The following is a 17,934-nucleotide window of genomic DNA, read 5'->3' on the forward strand; positions in this document are numbered from 1 at the left end:
GGTACGCTCTGCCGCATGAGACGTCGCGGCGTGACCGTCCTGCTCGGTGCTCTGCTCACCGCTCTGCTCAGCATCGGCGTGCTCGGCGCGCCCATCCCGTACGTGGTGCTCGGCCCGGGGCCGACCGTCAACACGCTGGGCAAGGAGAACGGCAAGGAGGTCATCCAGGTCACCGGCCGGGAGACGTCCACCTCCGCCGGCCAGCTTCGGCTGACCACGGTCGGGGTGCAGCCCTCGGTCAAGCTGCGCTCGGCGATCCAGGGCTGGTTCTCCGACGACGAGGCGGTGGTGCCCCGCGAACTGGTGTACCCGCCCGGGGAGAGCCGCAAGCAGGTCGAGGAGCGCAACGCGGAGGACTTCCGCGTCTCGCAGACCAGCGCGGAGACCGCGGCGCTGCGGGAACTGGGCTTCCCGGTGCAGGTGGTCGTCAAGACCGTGGCCGCCGACGGACCGGCGGCCGGCGTACTCAAGCCCGGCGACGTGCTGACCTCCGTCGACGGGGAGCCCGTGCCGCTGGCCGCCCGCCTCACGGAGCTGATCCGGGCGAAGCCGGCCGGTACCGCGCTGGAGATCGGCTACACCCGTGGCGGGGCCGCCGCGACGGCGAAGGTCACCAGCCGGGAGCAGGACGGTCGACCCCGCATCGGCGTGGAGATCGAGCAGCAGCAGCCCCACCCGTTCACCCTCAACATCGATCTTGAGGACATCGGCGGGCCGAGCGCCGGCCTGATGTTCGCCCTCGGCATCATCGACAAGCTCACGCCGGAGGACCTGACCGGCGGGAAGATCATCGCGGGCACCGGCACGATCGACGACTCCGGGCGGGTCGGCCCCATCGGCGGCATCGCCCAGAAGCTGGTGGGCGCGAAGGACGCCGGAGCGGTGGCGTTCCTGGTGCCGGCGGACAACTGCGCCGAGGCCGTACGCAACCCGCAGCCGGGCCTGCCGTTGCTGAAGGTCGGCTCGCTGGACGAGGCGTTGACCGCGCTGGAGACCCTGCGCGCCGGGGGCCAGCCCGCCCGCTGCTGACCACCGACGCCCGCAGAGCCGACACCGCCGCGGCGGGCCCGGGCGCGCTGCCGCCGGGCACCCCGGCGGGCTCGCACCTGGCCCGGGTGCGCCGCGGTTTCCGGCGCGCGGGGCGACAGCCGGGCGGGTCCGTACGGGCTGCGCCTTCCATCGACGCTCCTGCCGCCCGGGCGGCACCGCGTGACCTTGGACCGACACGTTCAGGAACACCCCGTACTCTGGGTGCCTGGTCGGAGCCGATCACATCGAGCGTGCGGAGCCAACAGTGGTCATGCGTAGCAGCAGCCCCCTGCCGAGGATGAGCCGACGCGGACGCGTCACGATCGGTGTCCTGGTCGGGGTGTTCGTGCTCTTCACCCTGCTCGGCTGGGGTGTCCAGGCCTGGACGGACTGGCTGTGGTTCGAGGAGGTCCGCTACACCGGTGTCTTCACCGGGGTGCTGACGACCCGGCTGCTGCTCTTCCTCGCCGTCGGCCTGGGCATGGCGCTGATCGTCGGCGGCAACCTCTGGCTGGCCCAGCGGTTGCGCCCCCGTACGCGCCCCCACTCGCCGGAGCAGGCCACCCTGGAGCGCTACCGGATGCTGCTGAGCCCCCGGCTCGGCCTGTGGATCGCGCTGGTCGCCACCGTGGTCGGCCTCTTCGCCGGGCTGTCGGCACAGAGCCGGTGGAACCAGTGGCTGCTCTTCCGCAACGGCGGGGACTTCGGCGTGAAGGACCCGGAGTTCAACATCGACGTCGGCTTCTACGTCTTCCAGCTGCCGTTCCTGCGCTACCTGCTCGGGGTGGGCTTCACCGCGGTGGTGCTCTCCGTGATCGGCGCGCTCGCCGTGCACTACATCTTCGGCGGCGTCCGGCTCCAGGGCGTCGGCGACCGGATGACCAACGCCGCCCGGGCCCACCTGAGCACGCTCGTCGCGGTCTTCGTCCTGCTGAAGGCGCTCGCGTACGTGCTTGACCGGCGCGCGATGCTGCTGGAGTACGGCAACGGCCCCGTCTACGGCGCCGGCTACGCCGACGTCAACGCGCTGCTGCCGGCCAAGGAGATCCTCGCGTACATCTCCATCGTGGTGGCGATCGCGATCATCATCTTCTCCAACGCCTGGATGCGGAACCTGGTCTGGCCGGGCATCTCGCTGGCCCTGCTGGGCGTCTCCGCCGTGGCCATCGGCGGCATCTACCCCTGGGCGGTGCAGACCTTCGAGGTCAAGCCCAGCGCGAAGGAGAAGGAAGCGCCGTACATCGAGCGCAGCATCAAGGCCACCCGCGCGGCGTTCGGCCTGGAGTCGGCCACCACCACGCCGTACGCGGCGAGCAACCTGACCCCGCCGGCGAGCCTCGCCACGGACACCTCCGTGGTGCCGAACATCCGGCTGCTCGACCCGCAACTGGTCTCCGAGACGTACACCCAGCGCCAGCAGGTCCGGCAGTTCTACGACTTCGGCGAGAAGCTGGACGTCGACCGGTACGGCGTCAACGGCAAGGTGCAGGACTACGTGGTCGGCCTCCGCGAGGTCAACTACCGGCAGCTGACCCCTCAGCAGAACACCTGGATCAACCGGCACACCGTCTACACCCACGGCTACGGGCTCGTGGCGGCGCCCGGCAACCGGGTGGTCTGCGGCGGCCAGCCCTTCTTCGTCTCCGGCTTCCTCGGCGACCCGCAGGAGCAGCAGAAGGAGCAGCAGGGCCAGCAGACGAGCGAGCAGTGCGCCTCGCAGACCGAGCAGATCGCGGCGAAGCAGCCCCGCGTCTACTACGGCGAGCGGATGGACGCCAGCGACTACGCGATCGTCGGCCAGAGCGACCCGGAGCGGAAGGCGGAGTTCGACCGCCCGGTCGGCGAGGGCGGCGAGTCCTACACGTACACCGGTGAGGGTGGCGTCGAGATCGGCTCGTTCACCCGGCGGCTGCTCTACGCGATCAAGGAGCAGGAGTCGAACTTCCTGCTCTCCGACGCGGTCAACGACAACTCCAAGCTGCTCTACGTGCGTAACCCGCGCGACCGGGTGGAGAAGGTCGCCCCGTTCCTCACCCTCGACGGCGACCCGTACCCGGCGGTGGTGGACGGCCGCATCCAGTGGATCATCGACGGCTACACCACGGCGGCGACCTACCCGTACGCGGAGCGCGTCAACCTCCAGGAGCAGACGGCCGACGAGCTGACCGGGCGGGGCACCTTCCAGCTTGCCCGGGAGAACGTCAACTACATCCGCAACTCGGTCAAGGCGACCGTCGACGCGTACGACGGCACGGTCCGGCTCTACGAGTTCGACGAGACCGACCCGGTGCTCAAGGCGTGGAACAAGGCGTTCGGCGGTGACCTGGTGGTGCCGAAGGCGGAGATCCCGGCGGAACTGGCCGAGCACTTCCGCTACCCGGCCGACCTGTTCAAGGTGCAGCGCAACCTGCTGACCCGGTTCCACGTGACCGACCCGGGCGCCTTCTACTCGGAGACGGACTTCTGGCAGGTGCCGAACGTGCCGGACGCCCCCGACACCGGCCAGAAGCAGCCCCCCTACTACCTCTTCACGCAGTTCCCCGGCCAGGAGGCGCCACGCTTCCAGCTCACCTCGGCGGTCACCCCGAACGGCCGGGAGAACCTCGCCGCGCTGATCTCCGGGTCGTACGTCGACGGGCAGCCGAAGCTGGAGGTGCTCGACCTGCCCGACCAGACCCGGATCTCCGGCCCGGTGCAGGTGCACCAGTCCATGACCAACAACGCCAACATCCGGCAGCAGCTCAACCTGCTCCAGTCCCAGCAGGCCCAGGTGCAGTACGGCAACCTGCTCTCCCTGCCGTTCGGCGACGGCATGCTCTACGTCGAGCCGGTCTACGTGAAGACCGCCGCGCAGAACGCGCCGCCGCTGTTGCAGCGGGTGCTGATGTCCTACGGCGACGGCGGCTCCTACGTCGTGCTGGCCAACAACGTCACCGACGGCATCAAACAGCTCATCGAGCAGGGCAAGCAGGCCGCCGCCCCGGGCACCCCACCGCCCGCCGGTGACACCCCGCCGCCGACCGGGGGCACCCCGCCGGGCGGGACCGCGCCTCCGATGACGGGCGAGTTGGCCGAGGCGGCGAACCGGGTCCAGGCCGCCATCGCGGAGGTCCGGGCCGCGCAGACCTCGGGCGACTTCGAGCGGTACGGGCGCGCGTTGAAGGCACTGGACGAGGCGCTCACCGCCTTCCAGCAGGCCCAGCGGGCAGCCAGCACCCCGACCCCCGGGGCGAGCGCCCCGGCCTCCCCGTCGCCCGGAGCCAGCACGCCGGCGTCGCCGGCAGCGAGCGGTAGCGCCGCACCGACCCCGGGCGGCTGACCGGCACCACCCCGCACAGCGCCCCCGGCCCACGGACCGATCCGGTCCCACGCCGGGGGCGCTGTCGTGTTCGCGACGACCGGCCCGGCACCCGCAACCCGCCGCCCCGAGATGCCGTCTTCCCTGCAAGAGGCGGGAATGCGCCGCCGTTCGCGGCGGCGGGGCGCCCGGATCGGCGCGACGACCGGGAAGCGTGGGTCGGAGACATGAGAGACGCGACGAGCTTCGACGAGTTCTACCGGAGCACCTCCCGACGGATGCTCCGCTTCGGCTACGCCGTCTCCGGCGACCACACCGAGGCGCAGGACCTGGTGCAGGAGGCGTACGCCCGGGCCTGGCGGCAGTGGGCCATGCTGGCCGCCCACCCGGCACCGGAGGCGTGGCTGCGGCTGGTGGTCGCGCGGCTGGCCACCGACCGGTGGCGTCGGCTACAGGGTTGGCGCGCGGCGCTGAGCCGTACCGGCCCGCCCGAGCCGGTGCCGCCGCCGAACGAGGACGCCGTGCTGCTCGCGGGCGCGCTGCGCCGGCTGCCGGCAGCCCAGCGGCAGGCGCTCGCCCTGCACTACCTCTTCGACATGTCGGTGCAGGACATCGCCCGGGAGACGCAGGTGCCCGCCGGCACCGTGAAGTCCTGGTTGTCGCGGGGGCGGGCGCGGCTGGCCACGCTGCTGCCCGGTCTGCCCGCCGAGGAGTTGGAGGCGAACGATGTCGCGTGAACTGTCCGAGCTCTACCGGTCGCTCGCCGCGCACGCCGACGGCCGTACCCTGACCGTTCCCGCCGACCTGCGCAGGCGCGCCGACCGGCGGGCCCGGTTCCGGATCACCGGCGCCGCGCTCGGGACGGCGCTGCTGGTCGGTGGGCTGGCGACCGGCACCGGGCTGGTGCTCGCCGGGGACCACGGGACCGTTGCGCCGCCCGCCGCCGTCCCGCCGCCGACCGTCCCGGCGTCGCCGGCCGGCTCCGCACCGCCGGCCGCCCCGACCCCGACGAGCGCGCCGCGCACCGGCTCGCCCTCGCCGACGGGTACGCCGGGGAAAAGCGGCACCACGCCGCCCCGGGCGGCCAGGAGCATCCCGGACCGGGCGTTCTTCGTCCAGGCGGCCGGGAACCGTACGGGCATGGAGCCGGTCTTCCGGGACACCGACGCGCTGCCGGCGCTCTGCGACGCGCGCTACGGCAGCGACGCCGGGATCGTGCAGCGCCGCACCCGCAACCTGGCCTACAAGCTGCCGCAGACCCCTCGGGGGTACGTCCCGGACGGCAGCTACGCGCACACCATCACCCTCTACCGACCGGGGCGGGCCGCCGAGTTCCTCCGCGAACTGCGGACGGCGGTGCGGGGCTGCCCCGTGCAGCCCGGAGTGGGCGGCGGCAACGCTTCGACCTCCCGCCCGCGCCTGCTGGCCGACGGCGACTTCGGTGACGGGTCGGTGCTGTTCGAGATCCGGACGCCCGTCCGGGACATCGACGGCAGGCCCACGGGCGACGACGAGGTCCGCCTGGTCCGGGCGATCCGGGTCGGCGACGTGGTGACCGTGCTCTGGGAGCAGGGCTGGGAGGGCACCTCCTCGATCCGGTCGCAGGTCGACGCCGACAGCCGACGGGCGGTGGACGCGATCGAGGACTGGCTGCGCTGAGATCCGCCCACGGGGGCGGGCGGGCCCGGGGCGGGCGGGCACGGGTCGGGCGGGCACGGGTCGGGCGGCGTGCGCCGGGGTCGTTTTGCGGCAACGGGGGTGAGTGGGATACGGTGTACGAACCGACGCGGGGTGGAGCAGCTCGGTAGCTCGCTGGGCTCATAACCCAGAGGTCGCAGGTTCAAATCCTGTCCCCGCTACCACGACGGAACGGTCCCGGAGTTCACTCCGGGACCGTTCCGCATTCCCGGCTCCATCTGCGGCCCGACGATCAGGCGGCTCCGGCTTTCGACTCCGGTTCCGGCTTTTACTCAACTCCCGCTCCCGGCTCCCGACTGTGGCGCTTTCTTGGCTCCCGGCTCCGGCTCTCCTCCGGCTCTGGCTCGTACTTGACTCCCGGCTATGGCTTCCGGTCCGGCTCTTGCTTGGCTCCTGGCTGTTGCCCTGGCTCTGACATTGGCTCGGGTTCCGGTCCACGGCTCCTTGCCTGGCGCGACGCCGGCCACTCCGCCTCGTCGCTGCCGCCCATCCACGAGCGCGGGTCCTGTCAGAGATGATCAGGACGGCATGGACCCTAAAACGCCTGTATTACGTCCATGACGTCCTGATCATCGGCGCTGGCTCCAGAGGAGGCATCGCGCTCGCGCCAAGGGAGGCGTGTTGCCTTCGTGGGAGGACGCATCGGGCGGCCAGAGCGGCCTGCTCGCGCCAGAGCGGTGCGCTCGTGTCAGAACGGTGCGGCTCGTGCCAGAGCGGTGCGCTCGTGCCAGACGGCGTGCTTGCGCCCAAGGACGTGCTTGCGCCAGGGGGCGTGCTTGCGCCAAGGGGCGTGCTTGCGCGAGAGGAGGCGTCGCGCGGCAGGGAGGCGTGCTGCCCTCCGGGGAAAAGGCGTGCTTCCACGAGGCGTGCTCTCGCGAGGCGTGCTCGTGCGAGACGGGTAGCTCGGCAGCGGATCGGGACGTTCCATCACGGCGACTGCGGTCGGAGGCGGCGGGAGTCGGTTGGGGAAGGCGGGGCCGCGCCGGTCTCCGACACCGGTTCGCGCTGGTCGGGGCGGGTCTACGGCAGGATCGGGGGTCCGCTGATCATCGTGGCGTCGAGTGCGCTAGAGTTAACGAGCCGACGCGGGGTGGAGCAGCTCGGTAGCTCGCTGGGCTCATAACCCAGAGGTCGCAGGTTCAAATCCTGTCCCCGCTACCACGACAGAACGGCCCCGGAGTGAACTCCGGGGCCGTTCTGCATTTCTGCCCCCGCCCCCGCCCCCGCGCCCTTTGCTCTTGCCCGCCGGTTGTCGGCGTCCCGCCTGCCCGCTTGCCGCGTCCCGACCTCTGCTACCGGTTTCCTCGTCGACCGACGTGCCGAGTTTGCGGTCGTGGGCAAGGATGTTGGCATGTCTTCATTCGGTAAGTTCTGGGGCCGGTTGACCACCGTTTTCGGTGCGGTCGTGTTGTCGGTGTTCGTGCCCGTTGCGGCCTGGGCGTCCACCGGCACGGGTGAACTCGTGGTGGAGGCCGCGCGGCGGCGGCGCGGCGGCGGCTTCGGCTTCATCGGCCTGCTCTGCTGCCTGGTCGTGGTCGCTGGCGTCGTCTTCCTGCTGCTGCGCCTGATGCGCAACCGCCGAGGCGGCCCGCCGCGCTGAGACAGGGCGGCACGCCGGCTCCTCGGCGGAGCGCCAACTGAAGGACGGTCGGCACCCCGCCGCGACCACTGCACCCGCCGCGACCATTGGCGTCGCGCAGTGACCATTGGCGTCCCGCCGTGACCACTGCCTCCCCGCCATGAACACAGGCCGCGTACCCGGACGTGCTGGCTGGCGGGTGGCGCATGGTCCTGCCATGAAGGCAGGGGCGCCATCGTGGCCGCAGCGTCCCGTTTGCGCGGTTGTGCAGTGGCGGGCCCTAGCCGGCCAGCGTCGCGTCCGCCTGGGCCATGAAGCGGGCCGCTGCCGCGCGCGGCCCGGTCCTGCCGCCGCGAATGCTCTCGGCGGCCTCCAGCAGCAGCGCCCGCACCCGGGGGTGGCCCTGCGGCGGCGGGCTGGGGGCCGGCCCCAGCCGGTCGGCCAGTGCGCTGCCGAGGGCGGCCGCGCGCCGCTGTGCGGGGTCGGTGATGCTGCCTTCGACGAAGCTGCGTACGGCGAGGCTGGGGCTGAGGCCGCGCTCGTGGCCGAGCACCGTGCCCGCCTCGCCGTTGCCGGTGAGGAAGTTGATCACGTCGGCGACCAGGGCGGGGTGTCGGGTGCCGTGGAAGGCCGCCCAGTACATCGACGCCCGGTGCCACTGCGCCTCCGGAGGACCCGGCATGGCGGCCAGACCCAGTTCGGCGTCGGTGAGCCGCTGGAGCTCCGGTAGTTGGTGCGACCAGGCGAACGAGGCGGCCGTGGCGCCGGTGACCACGAGCTGCCGGGTCGGTTCGCCGCCCTCGGCCTGCTCCACCAGGGCGGCGCTCGGGGTCGCCCGGCCGGAGCGGGCGCGCCGCCACAGTTCGAACCACTCGACCAGTGCGTCGGTGCCGAATCCGAGCTGTCGGCCCCGGTAGAACTCGCCGCCCTGGCCGCGCAGCCAGAGCCAGAATGCCCGGTAGTCCCCGGACGGGTCCATCGTGCCGGCCACCCGGCCCTCGCCGGCCCGGGTGACCTGCCGCGCCCAGGCGATGTACTCCGCCCAGGACATCCCCGTGGTCGGCTCGGGCAGCCGCAGCCGGCGCAGCAGCGTGCGGTCGTAGACCACGGCGGCGGCGGTCTGTGCCGCCGGGACGCCGAACGTACGCCCGTCGACCTGCCCGTAGCGGACCAGGCCCGGGGGCAGCGTGCGCAGGTCGAGGCGGTGATCGGCGACGTACCTGCTGAGGTCGAGGACGATCTCGCGGCGGGCGTACTCGGTCAGGATGCCGTCGTCGAGCTGGATCAGGTCGGGCACGTTGCCGCCCGCGGCCTGGGTGGCCAGCCGTTCGTAGTAGCCGTCGGCGCCCTGCCAGGTGATCCGGAACCCGACGCGGGGGTTGCGGTCGGTGTAGAGCCGCAGCACCCGTTCGGTGAGTTCGGCACGCTGGGCGCCGCCGTACCAGAACACCGACAGCTCGACCGGCCCGGTCTCCACGGGGGCGACCCGGATCTCGCTGCACCCGGTGAGCCCGCCGGCGGCGAGCACCGGTGCGCCCATCATCGCGGCGAGCACCCGACGGCGTCCCGGGTCCGCTCCGGTGCGGGGCAGCGGGGGTCGGGCAGCGGGCACGGAGACTCCTGGCGGACCGGTGGGGGCGGGCGGCCGGATCATTCACGCAGGCGCGCGGGAGGGTGTCAACGTACGTCCGGCCACACCGCCGCCTCCCGAGGCGTACGCATCGCTGCCTGAAACCACCGGCAGCGGCCGTACCTGGCCCGCATGGTGTACTAGGGCGCGTGGAACTTCTGCACTCGGGCAAGGTCAGGGACGTCTACGCCGACGGCGACGACCTGATCCTGGTCGCCTCCGACCGCATCTCGATCTACGACGTGGTGCTGCCGACGCCGATCCCCGACAAGGGCAAGCTGCTCACCGCGCTCTCGCTGTGGTGGTTCGAGCAACTGGCCGACCTGGTGCCGAACCACGTCATCTCCGCCACCGACGTGCCGGGGGAGTTCGCCGGCCGGGCCATCCGCTGCCGGCGCCTGGAGATGGTGCCCGTGGAGTGCGTCGCCCGTGGCTACCTGACCGGCGGCGGCCTCAAGGAGTACCAGCGCACCGGTGCGGTCTCCGGCGTCGAGCTGCCGCGCGGCCTGGTCGAGGCGTCCATCCTGCCCGAGCCGATCTTCACCCCGTCGACCAAGGCGCCGATGGGCGAGCACGACGAGCCGATCACCTTCGCCGAGGTGGTGGACAAGGTCGGCGCCGAGACGGCCGAGCGGCTGCGCCGGATCACGATCGACGTCTACCGCCGGGGCGCGGAGCTGGCCGCCGACCGGGGCATCCTGGTGGCCGACACCAAGCTCGAGCTGGGCTGGGCCTCGGACGGCACGCTGATGCTCGGCGACGAGCTGCTCACCTCCGACTCGTCCCGGTTCTGGCCGGCGGAGTCGTACCAGCCGGGCCGGGCGCAGTTCTCCTACGACAAGCAGTACGTCCGGGACTGGGCGGTCCAGAGCGGCTGGGACAAGCAGGCCCCGGCGCCCGAGGTGCCGGCCGAGGTGGTCGAGGCGACCCGGGCCCGGTACGTGGACGTCTACGAGAAGCTCACCGGTAACCGCTGGGACTGATCCCCGCGCGCCACCACGGGCGCGGGTGCCGCCCACGACGGTCGGGCGGCCCGCTCACTCCACCCAGTCGAGGGTGCGCTGGACGGCCTTGCGCCAGTTGCGCAGCTCCCGCTCCCGGTGCGCCGACTCCATCGTCGACTCCCACTGCGCGTCGGAGCGCCACTGGGCGCGCAGCGTCGCCAGGTCGGGCCAGAAGCCGACCGCCAGGCCGGCCGCGTACGCCGCGCCGAGGCAGGTGGTCTCGGTGATCCGGGACCGGACCACCGGCACGTCGAGCACGTCGGCGAGGAACTGCATGAGCAGCCCGTTGGCCGTCATCCCGCCGTCGACCCGCAGCCGGCGCAGCGCCACGTCGGAGTCGGCGTTCATCGCGTCGACCACCTCGCGGGTCTGCCAGGCGGACGCCTCCAGCGCCGCCCGGGCCAGGTGCCCCTTGGTGATGTAGCCGGTCAGCCCGGCGATCACCCCGCGCGCGTCGCTGCGCCAGTGCGGGGCGAACAGCCCGGAGAAGGCCGGTACGACGTAGCAGCCGCCGTTGTCGTCGACGGTGCGCGCCAGCTCCTCCACCTCGGACGCGGTGGAGATCAGCCCGAGGTTGTCGCGCAGCCACTGCACGAGCGAGCCCGTGACCGCGATCGCCCCCTCCAGCGCGTACGCGGCCGGCTGGCCGTGGATGCGGTAGGCGACCGTGGTGAGCAGGCCGTGGGTGGAGGGGACCGGGCTGGCGCCGGTGTTGAGCAGCAGGAAGCTGCCGGTGCCGTAGGTGCACTTGGCCTCGCCCGGCTGGAAGCAGGTCTGGCCGAACAGGGCGGCCTGCTGGTCGCCGAGCGCGCTGGCCACCGGCACCCCGGCCAGGACGCCGGTGGCTTCCCCGTAGACCTCGGCGGAGCTGCGGATCTCCGGCAGCATCGCGGCCGGCACGCCCATCGCGTCGAGCAGTTCCGGGTCCCAGTCGAGGGTGCCGAGGTCCATCAGCAGGGTGCGGCTGGCGTTGGTCACGTCGGTGACGTGCCGGCCGGTCAGCTTCCAGATCAGCCAGCTGTCCATCGTGCCGAAGAGCACCTCGCCGGCCTCGGCGCGCTCCCGCAGCCCGTCGACGTGCTCCAGCAGCCACCGCAGCTTCGGTCCGGCGAAGTAGGTGGCCAGCGGCAGCCCGGTGCGGGTGCGGAACCGTTCCTCGCCGTACGCCTGGTCGAGCTCGCGCAGCAGCGGGCCGGTGCGGGTGTCCTGCCAGACGATCGCGTTGGCCACCGGCCGACCGGTCGCCCGGTCCCAGACGACGGTGGTCTCCCGCTGGTTGGTGATGCCCACGGCGGCGAGCCCGGCGGCGTCGGTGCCCGCCGCGTGCAGCGCCTCGCGGACCACCCGCTGGACGTTGTCCCAGATCTCCTCCGCGTCGTGCTCCACCCAGCCGGGCCGGGGGAAGATCTGCCGGTGCTCCCGCTGGGCCACGGAGACGATCTCTCCGGCCCGGTCGAAGACGATGCACCGCGAGGAGGTGGTGCCCTGGTCGATGGCGGCGACGTACTGGGGGGTCACGGCAGCACCGTACCCGGACCGGCGGCGCCCCGCCGACCGGCCGCGCCCCGCCTGCGGGCCCCGGCCCCGGTCGGGGGCGGACCGGAACAACCTCCGTACGATGTGTGGACGTGCGCGACATCGCCGTCTTCAGTGGAACCGCCCACCCCGAGCTCGCCGCCGAGATCTGCGCCCACCTCGGTGTGCCGCTGCACCCGGTGCGCGTCTCCCGGTTCGCCAACGACTGCCTGGAAGTGCAGTTGCAGGCCAACTGCCGGGAGCGGGACGTCTTCCTGATCCAGCCGTTGGTGCCGCCCGTGCAGGAGAACCTGGTCGAGCTGCTGCTCATGATCGACGCGGCCCGGGGCGCCTCGGCCGGCCGGATCACCGTGGTGCTGCCGCACTACGCGTACGCCCGGTCGGACAAGAAGGACGCGCCACGCATCTCGATCGGCGGGCGGCTCGTGGCGGACCTGCTCACGTCGGCGGGCGCGGACCGGGTGCTGGCGATGACCCTGCACTCGCCCCAGGTGCACGGCTTCTTCAACGTGCCGGTCGACCACCTGCACGCGCTGCGCGAGCTGGCCGACCACTTCGCGCGCCACGACCTGAGCAACGCGGTGGTGGTCTCGCCGGACCTCGGCAACGCCAAGGAGGCGGCGGCGTTCGCCCGGCGGCTCGGCACCCCGGTGGCCGCCGGGGCGAAGCAGCGGTTCAGTGACGACCGGGTCAAGATCAGTGCGGTGATCGGCGACGTGGCCGACCGGGACGTCATCGTGCTCGACGACGAGATCGCCAAGGGCAGCACGGTGATCGAGCTGATGGAGCATTTGCGGGAGCTGAAGGTCCGCTCGATCCGCCTGGCCTGCACGCACGGCCTCTTCTCCAGCGGGGCGTTGCGGCGGCTGAGCGAGCAGGAGGGCGTGCTGGAGATCGTCTGCACCAACACGGTGCCGATCCCGGCCGACAAGCGGGTGCCGAAGCTGCACGTCCTGTCCGTGGCGCCGGCCCTGGCCGAGGCGGTACGCCGGATCCACAACGGCGAGTCGGTGAGCGCGCTGTTCGCCTGACCTCCGCCCCATCCGGGTGGGGTCAGTCGCGGCGGTGGCGACCGGTGTGCTGGGGGGCCTCGACGGCGGCGCTGATGCGTACGGTGGTGCCGCGCGTGCCGGTCTCGACGTCCATGCTGTCGCTCAGTTCCCGGGCCAGCCAGAGACCCCACCCGCCGGCGGTGTCGGCGGCGGGGCGGCTCCGGTCGTCCAGCCGCTGCGTGCTGATGCCCTGCCCGTGGTCGGAGACCTCGCAGACAAGCTGCCCCGACTGCCGCCACAGCCGCAGCCAGCCCCGGCCGCCGCCGTGGCGGACCGCGTTGGTGATCAGCTCGTTGACCGCCAGCACGAAGTCGTCCAGGCGCTGCCCGCTGAGCCCCGCGGCGTGCGCGCAGGAGGTGACCGAGTGGCGAAGCTCGGTCACCTGGGCCTGTTCGAAGGCCTCGGCGATGAGGAGGGAAGGTTCGATGGGCACAACCGTACGCTGTGCGCCGGGTTCCGCATTCGTCATGGCCCCGTCCCGACAGCGGATCACGATGTTTTTCGCGGCTTTTCTACCGTACGTCAGGTTTTCTCGAGGCGCATCCGTCGGCCCGCCGGCCGTTTCACCGGCTGTGGCATCGTGACGGGCGTGTCGACCCCGCACGGTGGTTTCGAGGTTCCGCTCTGGCGGGCCATCGCCGTGTTCCGGGTGGCCTCCCTGGCGTACGTCTGCGCGCTGGCGCTCCGGGACGCCGACAGGTACGCCCACCCGCTCGCGGCCGGCGGACTGGTCCTGCTGATGGCGGTCTGGACCGGCGTGACCGCCGTCGGCTACGCCGACCCCGCCCGCCGGGGCTGGCCGCTGCTCCTGGCGGACCTGGGGCTCGTCCTCGGCATCATGCTGGCCACCCCGTGGGTGATCGGGCGGGCGGCGCTCGCCGCCGGCGTGCCCTCCCTCGCGGTGGCCTGGCTGGCCGGCCCGGTGCTGGCGTGGGCGGTCTCCGGCGGCCGGCGGCGGGGCACCGTCGCCGCCCTGGTGCTCGGCGCGGCGGACCTCGCCACCCGCGAACGCATCGGCCAGTCCTCGCTCACCGGGGTGATCCTGCTGCTGCTCGCCGGCGTGGTGGTCGGACACGTCGCCCGGCTGGCCGTGACCGCCGAGGAGCGGCTGCACCGGGCCGTGGAGCTGGAGGCCGCCGCCCGGGAGCGCGAGCGGCTGGCCCGGGACATCCACGACTCCGTGCTCCAGGTGCTCGCGCTGGTGCAGCGGCGCGGCGCCCACCTGGACGGCGAGGCCGGGGAACTGGCCCGGCTCGCCGGGGAGCAGGAGGCCGCGCTGCGCGCCCTCATCGGCGGCGTCACGCCGGCCGGGTCCACCGCTCCCGGCGGCCCGGTGGACCTGCGCGGGCTGCTCGGCCGGTACGCCTCGGCCACGGTCTCGCTCTCCGCGCCGGCCACCCCGGTGCCGCTGCCCGGTCGGGTCGCCCACGAGCTGGCCGCCGCGACCGCCGCCGCCCTCGACAACGTGGCCCGGCACACCGACGGGCGGGCCTGGGTGCTGGTGGAGGACGAGGGGACGACGGTCACGGTGTCGATCCGCGACGAGGGGCCGGGGTTTCCCGACGGCCGGCTGGAGGAGGCCGCCGCCGAGGGCCGGCTGGGCATCGCCCGGTCGATCCGGGGCCGCCTCGCCGACCTCGGCGGCACCGTGCGGATCACCTCCGCGCCGGGCGTCGGCACCGAGCTGGAACTGACCGTGGAGCGCGAGGACCGGTGAGCGCGAGGAGTGAGCCAGCCCCGGTCGCGAACGAAGGAGGGGCCGTGACAGGCGTACGCGTGATGGTGGTGGACGACCACCCGATGTGGCGGGAGGGGGTGGCCCGGGACCTCACCGAGGCCGGCCACGTCGTCGTCGCCACCACCGGCGAGGGCCGGCAGGCGGTACGGGTGGCCGCCGCCGCCCGACCCGACCTGGTGGTCCTCGACCTGCAACTGCCCGACGTCTCCGGGGTGGAGGTGATCCACGGGCTGCGCGCCGCGCTGCCGCAGGTGCGGGTGCTGATGCTCTCGGCCAGCGGCGAGCAGCAGAGCGTGCTGGACGCGGTCAAGGCGGGCGCCACCGGCTACCTGGTGAAGTCGGCCGCCCCGGCGGAGTTCCTGGAGGCGGTGCGCCGGACGGCGGCGGGGGATCCGGTCTTCACGCCCGGGCTGGCCGGGTTGGTCCTCGGCGAGTACCGCCGGCTCGCGGCCGACCCGGACGGTGCCGACGCCGCCGAACGGGGCGCCCGGGGCGCCGGCCCGGCACCCCGGCTGACCGACCGGGAGACCGAGGTGCTGCGCCTGGTCGCCAAGGGGATGTCCTACAAGCAGATCGCCGAGCGGCTCGGCCTGGCCCACCGTACGGTGCAGAACCACGTGCAGAACACGCTCGGCAAGCTCCAGCTGCACAACCGGGTCGAGCTGACGCGGTACGCGATCGAGAAGGGCCTGGACGACTGAAGGGCCGCCGGGGAACCGCCCCCCCGAAGGGTTCCCCGGCGGCCCGGCTCAGACCGAGTGCGGCGGGCGCGTCTCGTGGATGGCCAGCTCCTCGGCGCTCGCGCCCCCGCCCGCCGAACCGGCGTCGTACGCGACCGAGTCGGTCTCCTGGTCGGTGTGCGCCCCCTCGTCCGGTTCGACGAGCCGGCCGACCTGGCCGTCGGTGACGCCGCCGAGCTGGCCGTGGTCGTAGAGGGAGACCGGCGAGTCGGGGTCGGACGTCGGACCGGGGTCGATCACGTCCGCGTCGAGCTGGGCCTGCGCCGCGGCCTCCTCGCTGTCGGCCTCGGCGGCGATGTCCGGGTCGACGGGACCGGCGAGCGGGTCGTCGGCGGAGCGTTCGTACTGTTCCCGGTCGAGCTTGTAGTCCAGCGACTCGCCGTCGAGCTGCTCGTCGGCGGTGGTCCCGAACCGGTCCACCGCCACCGGCGTCCGGTCGCCCGGCAACTGGGCGGGCTCCGGTCCGTCCGCCTCGCGCCCGGTCAGGACGTCGTCGTCGGCGGTCGAGTCGTCGTCGGCGGTGTCGGGCAGGCCCTCGGCCTCGGGGTCGGACACGGGGGTCGGGTACTCGTCGTCGCGCATGGCTGAGCACTACCCACTGCCCTCCCGGCATAACCGGTACCGCCCGTGGCCATCCGGGCGCAAGGGGCGTCTCGGGGGACGGCGGGGCAGGATCGGGACGCCCGTCGGCCCTGGTCGCCGGCGGTCAGCCGTGCTGATCGGCGGCCGTCAGCCGTGGTCGCCGGCCGTCAGCCCTGGTCGCCGGCCTCGTCGGCGGCGTGCAGCACGCACCACACGACCTTGCCGTCCGGCACCCGGCTGCTGCCCCAGCGGCGGGCGACGGTGTCGATCAGCAGCAGCCCGCGCCCGCCCACGGTGTCCGGCGCGGCCGTCCCGGTGAACGCGGGCTGCCGCGACGAGTGGTCGCGTACCGCCAGGTGCAGGGTGTCGTCCCGGGGCGCCAGGCGGACCGTCATCGGGGTGCGCGCGTGGGCGACGACGTTGTTCACCATCTCGGTGACGGCGAGGCAGGCCGGCTCGCTCAGCTCGGGCAGGCCCCAGGCGGCGCACCCCTCGGTGACGAGCTGCCGGGCCTGCCGGGCGGCCTCGACGACGGGCGGCAGGTCGACCTCGACCACCGCCGCCATGGGCGCGACGGCCAGTCCGGCCATCGCCCCGTCCAGGGTCGGCCAGGCCGGCACCCCCTCGACGGCCCCGGTCGGATCGCAGAGCAGCAGGTCGGCGGCGGGCCAGTCGCGCACCTCCCGGCGTACCTCGGCGAAGACGTCCCGGGCCGCCGGGTCGGCCACCCGCAGGTCGGTGAGGTCGGCCACCACCGGGCCGGGCCGGCCGCAGAGCCGGGCGAGCAGGCCGTCGCGTACGGCGTCGACGCTGGACCGGTCGAGCACGCCGGTCACCCGGATCACCCCCGACGCCTCGTCGGTCGCCACCCGGCAGCGCGTGTCGGTCCCCATGATCGGCCCATTCTGCACCGCCCGCGCGGAGCGCGCAGCCGACCGCCCACCTTCCGACATCAGCGCTCCGTCCGCGCCCGGCGGGTCATCGCGGCCACCGTACCGACGGCCGTCCCCGCGGCGGCCAGCCCGAACGCGGCCGTCATCCGTACCAGGTGCCGCCGCCGGCCGTGCCAGCCGCCCTCCCGCCGCGCCGCCGCGTCGGGGCGGAACACGTTGCCGGTGCTCTCCGGTCGCGGGGCGGGCCCGAACTGGGTGCGGTGCGTGTACCAGCCGAGGACCCGTTCGGCGAGCGCCGGGGCGAGCCGCCACTGGAGGCCGATCAGCCGGGCGGCCCCGCCGGCGTACGCCTCGCGCCGGGGGCGGCGCAGCAGCCGGACGATCGTCTCGGCCACCACCTCCGGCGGGTACACCGGGGGCGGCGGCACCAGCTCCCTTCCGCTGTGGTTGGCGGCGTGCCGGAAGAACGGGGTGTCGATGGTGGCCGGCAGCACCGTGCAGATCGAGACGTGGCCCCGGCCGGTGACCCGCATCTCCTGACGGACGGTGTCGGCCAGGCCACGGATGCCGTGCTTCGCGGCGTTGTACGGCGACTGGTAGGGCATCGCCACCTCGGCCAGCACCGAGGCGTTGTTGATCAGCACCCCGCCGCCCGCCGCGCTCAGGTGGGGCAGGGCGGCCCGGGTGCCGTACGCGGCGCCGAGCAGGTTCACCTCCAGCACCCGACGGAACTCCGCCACCGGGATCTCGTCGAAGAGCCCGACCGCGCCGACGGCGGCGTTGTTGATCCAGCCGTCGATCCGGCCGAACTCGGCGACCGCGCGGGCGGCGAGGCGCTCCAGGGCCGCCGGGTCGGTCACGTCGGTCGGCACCACCAGCGCCCGTCCGCCCAGTTCCCGGCACCGTACGGCGACCTCTTCGAGGGCCACCTCGCTGCGGGCGGCCAGCACCACGGCGGTGCCGTGCCGGGCGAGGGCGTACGCGGTGGCCGTACCGATGCCGCTGGAGGCGCCGGTGAGCACCACGGTGGCGTCGGCGAGGCTGCGGGTCAGAGGCATCTCTCGCCCGTACCCCCGGCGGCAGGGGTCATGCGGCCGACGTGGCACGGGATCGGCATGTTGCCGTCGCGAGCATTCGCCGGGCTCTTCCCGATCT

At 73.4% G+C, this 17,934-nt stretch carries 15 protein-coding genes and 2 tRNA genes; 11 read left to right on the top strand and 6 right to left on the bottom strand.

Annotated features, from left to right (window positions below):
* The first annotated feature begins 15 nt into the window (after positions 1 to 15).
* The 7 genes from ACGFIR_RS19550 to ACGFIR_RS19580 all read left to right on the top strand — a co-directional run bounded on the left by ACGFIR_RS19550 (position 16) and on the right by ACGFIR_RS19580 (position 7,625).
* Positions 16 to 1,029, top strand: coding sequence for a PDZ domain-containing protein (locus ACGFIR_RS19550; protein WP_392998787.1), 1,014 nt, complete (start codon positions 16 to 18; stop codon positions 1,027 to 1,029).
* 271 nt (positions 1,030 to 1,300) lie between these two features.
* Positions 1,301 to 4,348, top strand: a complete 3,048-nt coding sequence (locus ACGFIR_RS19555) for a UPF0182 family protein (protein WP_392998789.1) — start codon at positions 1,301 to 1,303, stop codon at positions 4,346 to 4,348.
* A 206-nt stretch (positions 4,349 to 4,554) separates the two neighbouring features.
* On the top strand, positions 4,555 to 5,064 hold the full coding sequence (locus tag ACGFIR_RS19560; RefSeq protein ID WP_392998791.1) for a SigE family RNA polymerase sigma factor: 510 nt from the start codon (positions 4,555 to 4,557) through the stop codon (positions 5,062 to 5,064).
* Positions 5,054 to 5,986, top strand: a complete 933-nt coding sequence (locus tag ACGFIR_RS19565; RefSeq protein WP_393146319.1) for a hypothetical protein — start codon at positions 5,054 to 5,056, stop codon at positions 5,984 to 5,986. The genes ACGFIR_RS19560 and ACGFIR_RS19565 overlap by 11 nt, the downstream gene beginning before the upstream one ends.
* A gap of 126 nt (positions 5,987 to 6,112) precedes the next feature.
* Positions 6,113 to 6,189: transfer RNA gene (locus ACGFIR_RS19570), tRNA-Met, on the top strand.
* A 920-nt stretch (positions 6,190 to 7,109) separates the two neighbouring features.
* A tRNA-Met gene (locus tag ACGFIR_RS19575) sits at positions 7,110 to 7,186 on the top strand.
* Positions 7,187 to 7,376: 190 nt separating this feature from the next.
* Positions 7,377 to 7,625, top strand: coding sequence for a hypothetical protein (locus tag ACGFIR_RS19580; protein WP_392998795.1), 249 nt, complete (start codon positions 7,377 to 7,379; stop codon positions 7,623 to 7,625).
* 259 nt (positions 7,626 to 7,884) lie between these two features.
* Here ACGFIR_RS19580 and ACGFIR_RS19585 read toward each other — a convergent pair whose 3' ends face one another.
* A complete protein-coding gene (locus tag ACGFIR_RS19585; protein ID WP_392998797.1) occupies positions 7,885 to 9,216 on the bottom strand; it encodes an ABC transporter substrate-binding protein in 1,332 nt (443 codons plus the stop codon).
* 167 nt (positions 9,217 to 9,383) lie between these two features.
* Here ACGFIR_RS19585 and ACGFIR_RS19590 point away from each other — a divergent pair, with 167 nt between their 5' ends.
* The gene (locus tag ACGFIR_RS19590; RefSeq protein ID WP_393146321.1) at positions 9,384 to 10,217 is read left to right on the top strand and encodes a phosphoribosylaminoimidazolesuccinocarboxamide synthase; all 834 of its coding nucleotides are present in this window, start codon (positions 9,384 to 9,386) and stop codon (positions 10,215 to 10,217) included.
* Between the two features lie 54 nt (positions 10,218 to 10,271).
* Here the strand turns inward: ACGFIR_RS19590 and glpK are convergent, their stop codons facing one another.
* Positions 10,272 to 11,756 carry a glycerol kinase GlpK gene (gene glpK / locus ACGFIR_RS19595; protein WP_393146323.1) on the bottom strand — a complete coding sequence of 495 codons (1,485 nt, stop codon included), beginning with the start codon at positions 11,754 to 11,756 and terminating at the stop codon, positions 10,272 to 10,274.
* Positions 11,757 to 11,866: 110 nt separating this feature from the next.
* Here glpK and ACGFIR_RS19600 point away from each other — a divergent pair, with 110 nt between their 5' ends.
* Positions 11,867 to 12,805 carry a ribose-phosphate diphosphokinase gene (locus tag ACGFIR_RS19600; protein WP_393146325.1) on the top strand — a complete coding sequence of 313 codons (939 nt, stop codon included), beginning with the start codon at positions 11,867 to 11,869 and terminating at the stop codon, positions 12,803 to 12,805.
* Between the two features lie 22 nt (positions 12,806 to 12,827).
* Here ACGFIR_RS19600 and ACGFIR_RS19605 read toward each other — a convergent pair whose 3' ends face one another.
* Positions 12,828 to 13,295, bottom strand: a complete 468-nt coding sequence (locus ACGFIR_RS19605) for an ATP-binding protein (RefSeq protein ID WP_393146327.1) — start codon at positions 13,293 to 13,295, stop codon at positions 12,828 to 12,830.
* Positions 13,296 to 13,415: 120 nt separating this feature from the next.
* On the opposite strand from ACGFIR_RS19605, the gene macS reads away from it, so the two are divergent.
* Entirely contained in the window at positions 13,416 to 14,543 is a 1,128-nt protein-coding gene (gene macS / locus ACGFIR_RS19610) for a MacS family sensor histidine kinase (protein ID WP_393146329.1), read from the top strand.
* Positions 14,544 to 14,605: 62 nt separating this feature from the next.
* Entirely contained in the window at positions 14,606 to 15,265 is a 660-nt protein-coding gene (locus ACGFIR_RS19615) for a response regulator (protein ID WP_392999412.1), read from the top strand.
* A 48-nt stretch (positions 15,266 to 15,313) separates the two neighbouring features.
* Here ACGFIR_RS19615 and ACGFIR_RS19620 read toward each other — a convergent pair whose 3' ends face one another.
* From ACGFIR_RS19620 to ACGFIR_RS19630, 3 genes are all read right to left on the bottom strand, one after another.
* A complete protein-coding gene (locus ACGFIR_RS19620) occupies positions 15,314 to 15,886 on the bottom strand; it encodes a DUF5709 domain-containing protein (RefSeq protein WP_392998809.1) in 573 nt (190 codons plus the stop codon).
* 167 nt (positions 15,887 to 16,053) lie between these two features.
* Complete coding sequence (locus ACGFIR_RS19625) at positions 16,054 to 16,779, bottom strand: ATP-binding protein (RefSeq protein ID WP_392998811.1); 726 nt, start codon at positions 16,777 to 16,779, stop codon at positions 16,054 to 16,056.
* Between the two features lie 59 nt (positions 16,780 to 16,838).
* On the bottom strand, positions 16,839 to 17,837 hold the full coding sequence (locus ACGFIR_RS19630; protein ID WP_392998813.1) for an SDR family oxidoreductase: 999 nt from the start codon (positions 17,835 to 17,837) through the stop codon (positions 16,839 to 16,841).
* Positions 17,838 to 17,934: the final 97 nt, after the last annotated feature.

Origin of the sequence: Micromonospora sp. NPDC049051, from assembly GCF_043197575.1 — a bacterium.
Taxonomy (GTDB): domain Bacteria; phylum Actinomycetota; class Actinomycetes; order Mycobacteriales; family Micromonosporaceae; genus Micromonospora.

Excerpts from the sequence above, each read along its gene's own strand:
- ACGFIR_RS19605 (WP_393146327.1), bottom strand. The coding sequence starts at position 13,295 with ATGACGAATGCGGAACCCGGCGCACAGCGTACGGTTGTGCCCATCGAA.
- ACGFIR_RS19615 (WP_392999412.1), top strand. The coding sequence starts at position 14,606 with ATGGTGGTGGACGACCACCCGATGTGGCGGGAGGGGGTGGCCCGGGAC.
- ACGFIR_RS19560 (WP_392998791.1), top strand. The coding sequence starts at position 4,555 with ATGAGAGACGCGACGAGCTTCGACGAGTTCTACCGGAGCACCTCCCGA.
- ACGFIR_RS19565 (WP_393146319.1), top strand. The coding sequence starts at position 5,054 with ATGTCGCGTGAACTGTCCGAGCTCTACCGGTCGCTCGCCGCGCACGCC.
- ACGFIR_RS19555 (WP_392998789.1), top strand. The coding sequence starts at position 1,301 with ATGCGTAGCAGCAGCCCCCTGCCGAGGATGAGCCGACGCGGACGCGTC.
- ACGFIR_RS19630 (WP_392998813.1), bottom strand. The coding sequence starts at position 17,837 with ATGCCTCTGACCCGCAGCCTCGCCGACGCCACCGTGGTGCTCACCGGC.
- ACGFIR_RS19580 (WP_392998795.1), top strand. The coding sequence starts at position 7,377 with ATGTCTTCATTCGGTAAGTTCTGGGGCCGGTTGACCACCGTTTTCGGT.
- ACGFIR_RS19625 (WP_392998811.1), bottom strand. The coding sequence starts at position 16,779 with ATGGGGACCGACACGCGCTGCCGGGTGGCGACCGACGAGGCGTCGGGG.
- ACGFIR_RS19550 (WP_392998787.1), top strand. The coding sequence starts at position 16 with ATGAGACGTCGCGGCGTGACCGTCCTGCTCGGTGCTCTGCTCACCGCT.
- ACGFIR_RS19620 (WP_392998809.1), bottom strand. The coding sequence starts at position 15,886 with ATGCGCGACGACGAGTACCCGACCCCCGTGTCCGACCCCGAGGCCGAG.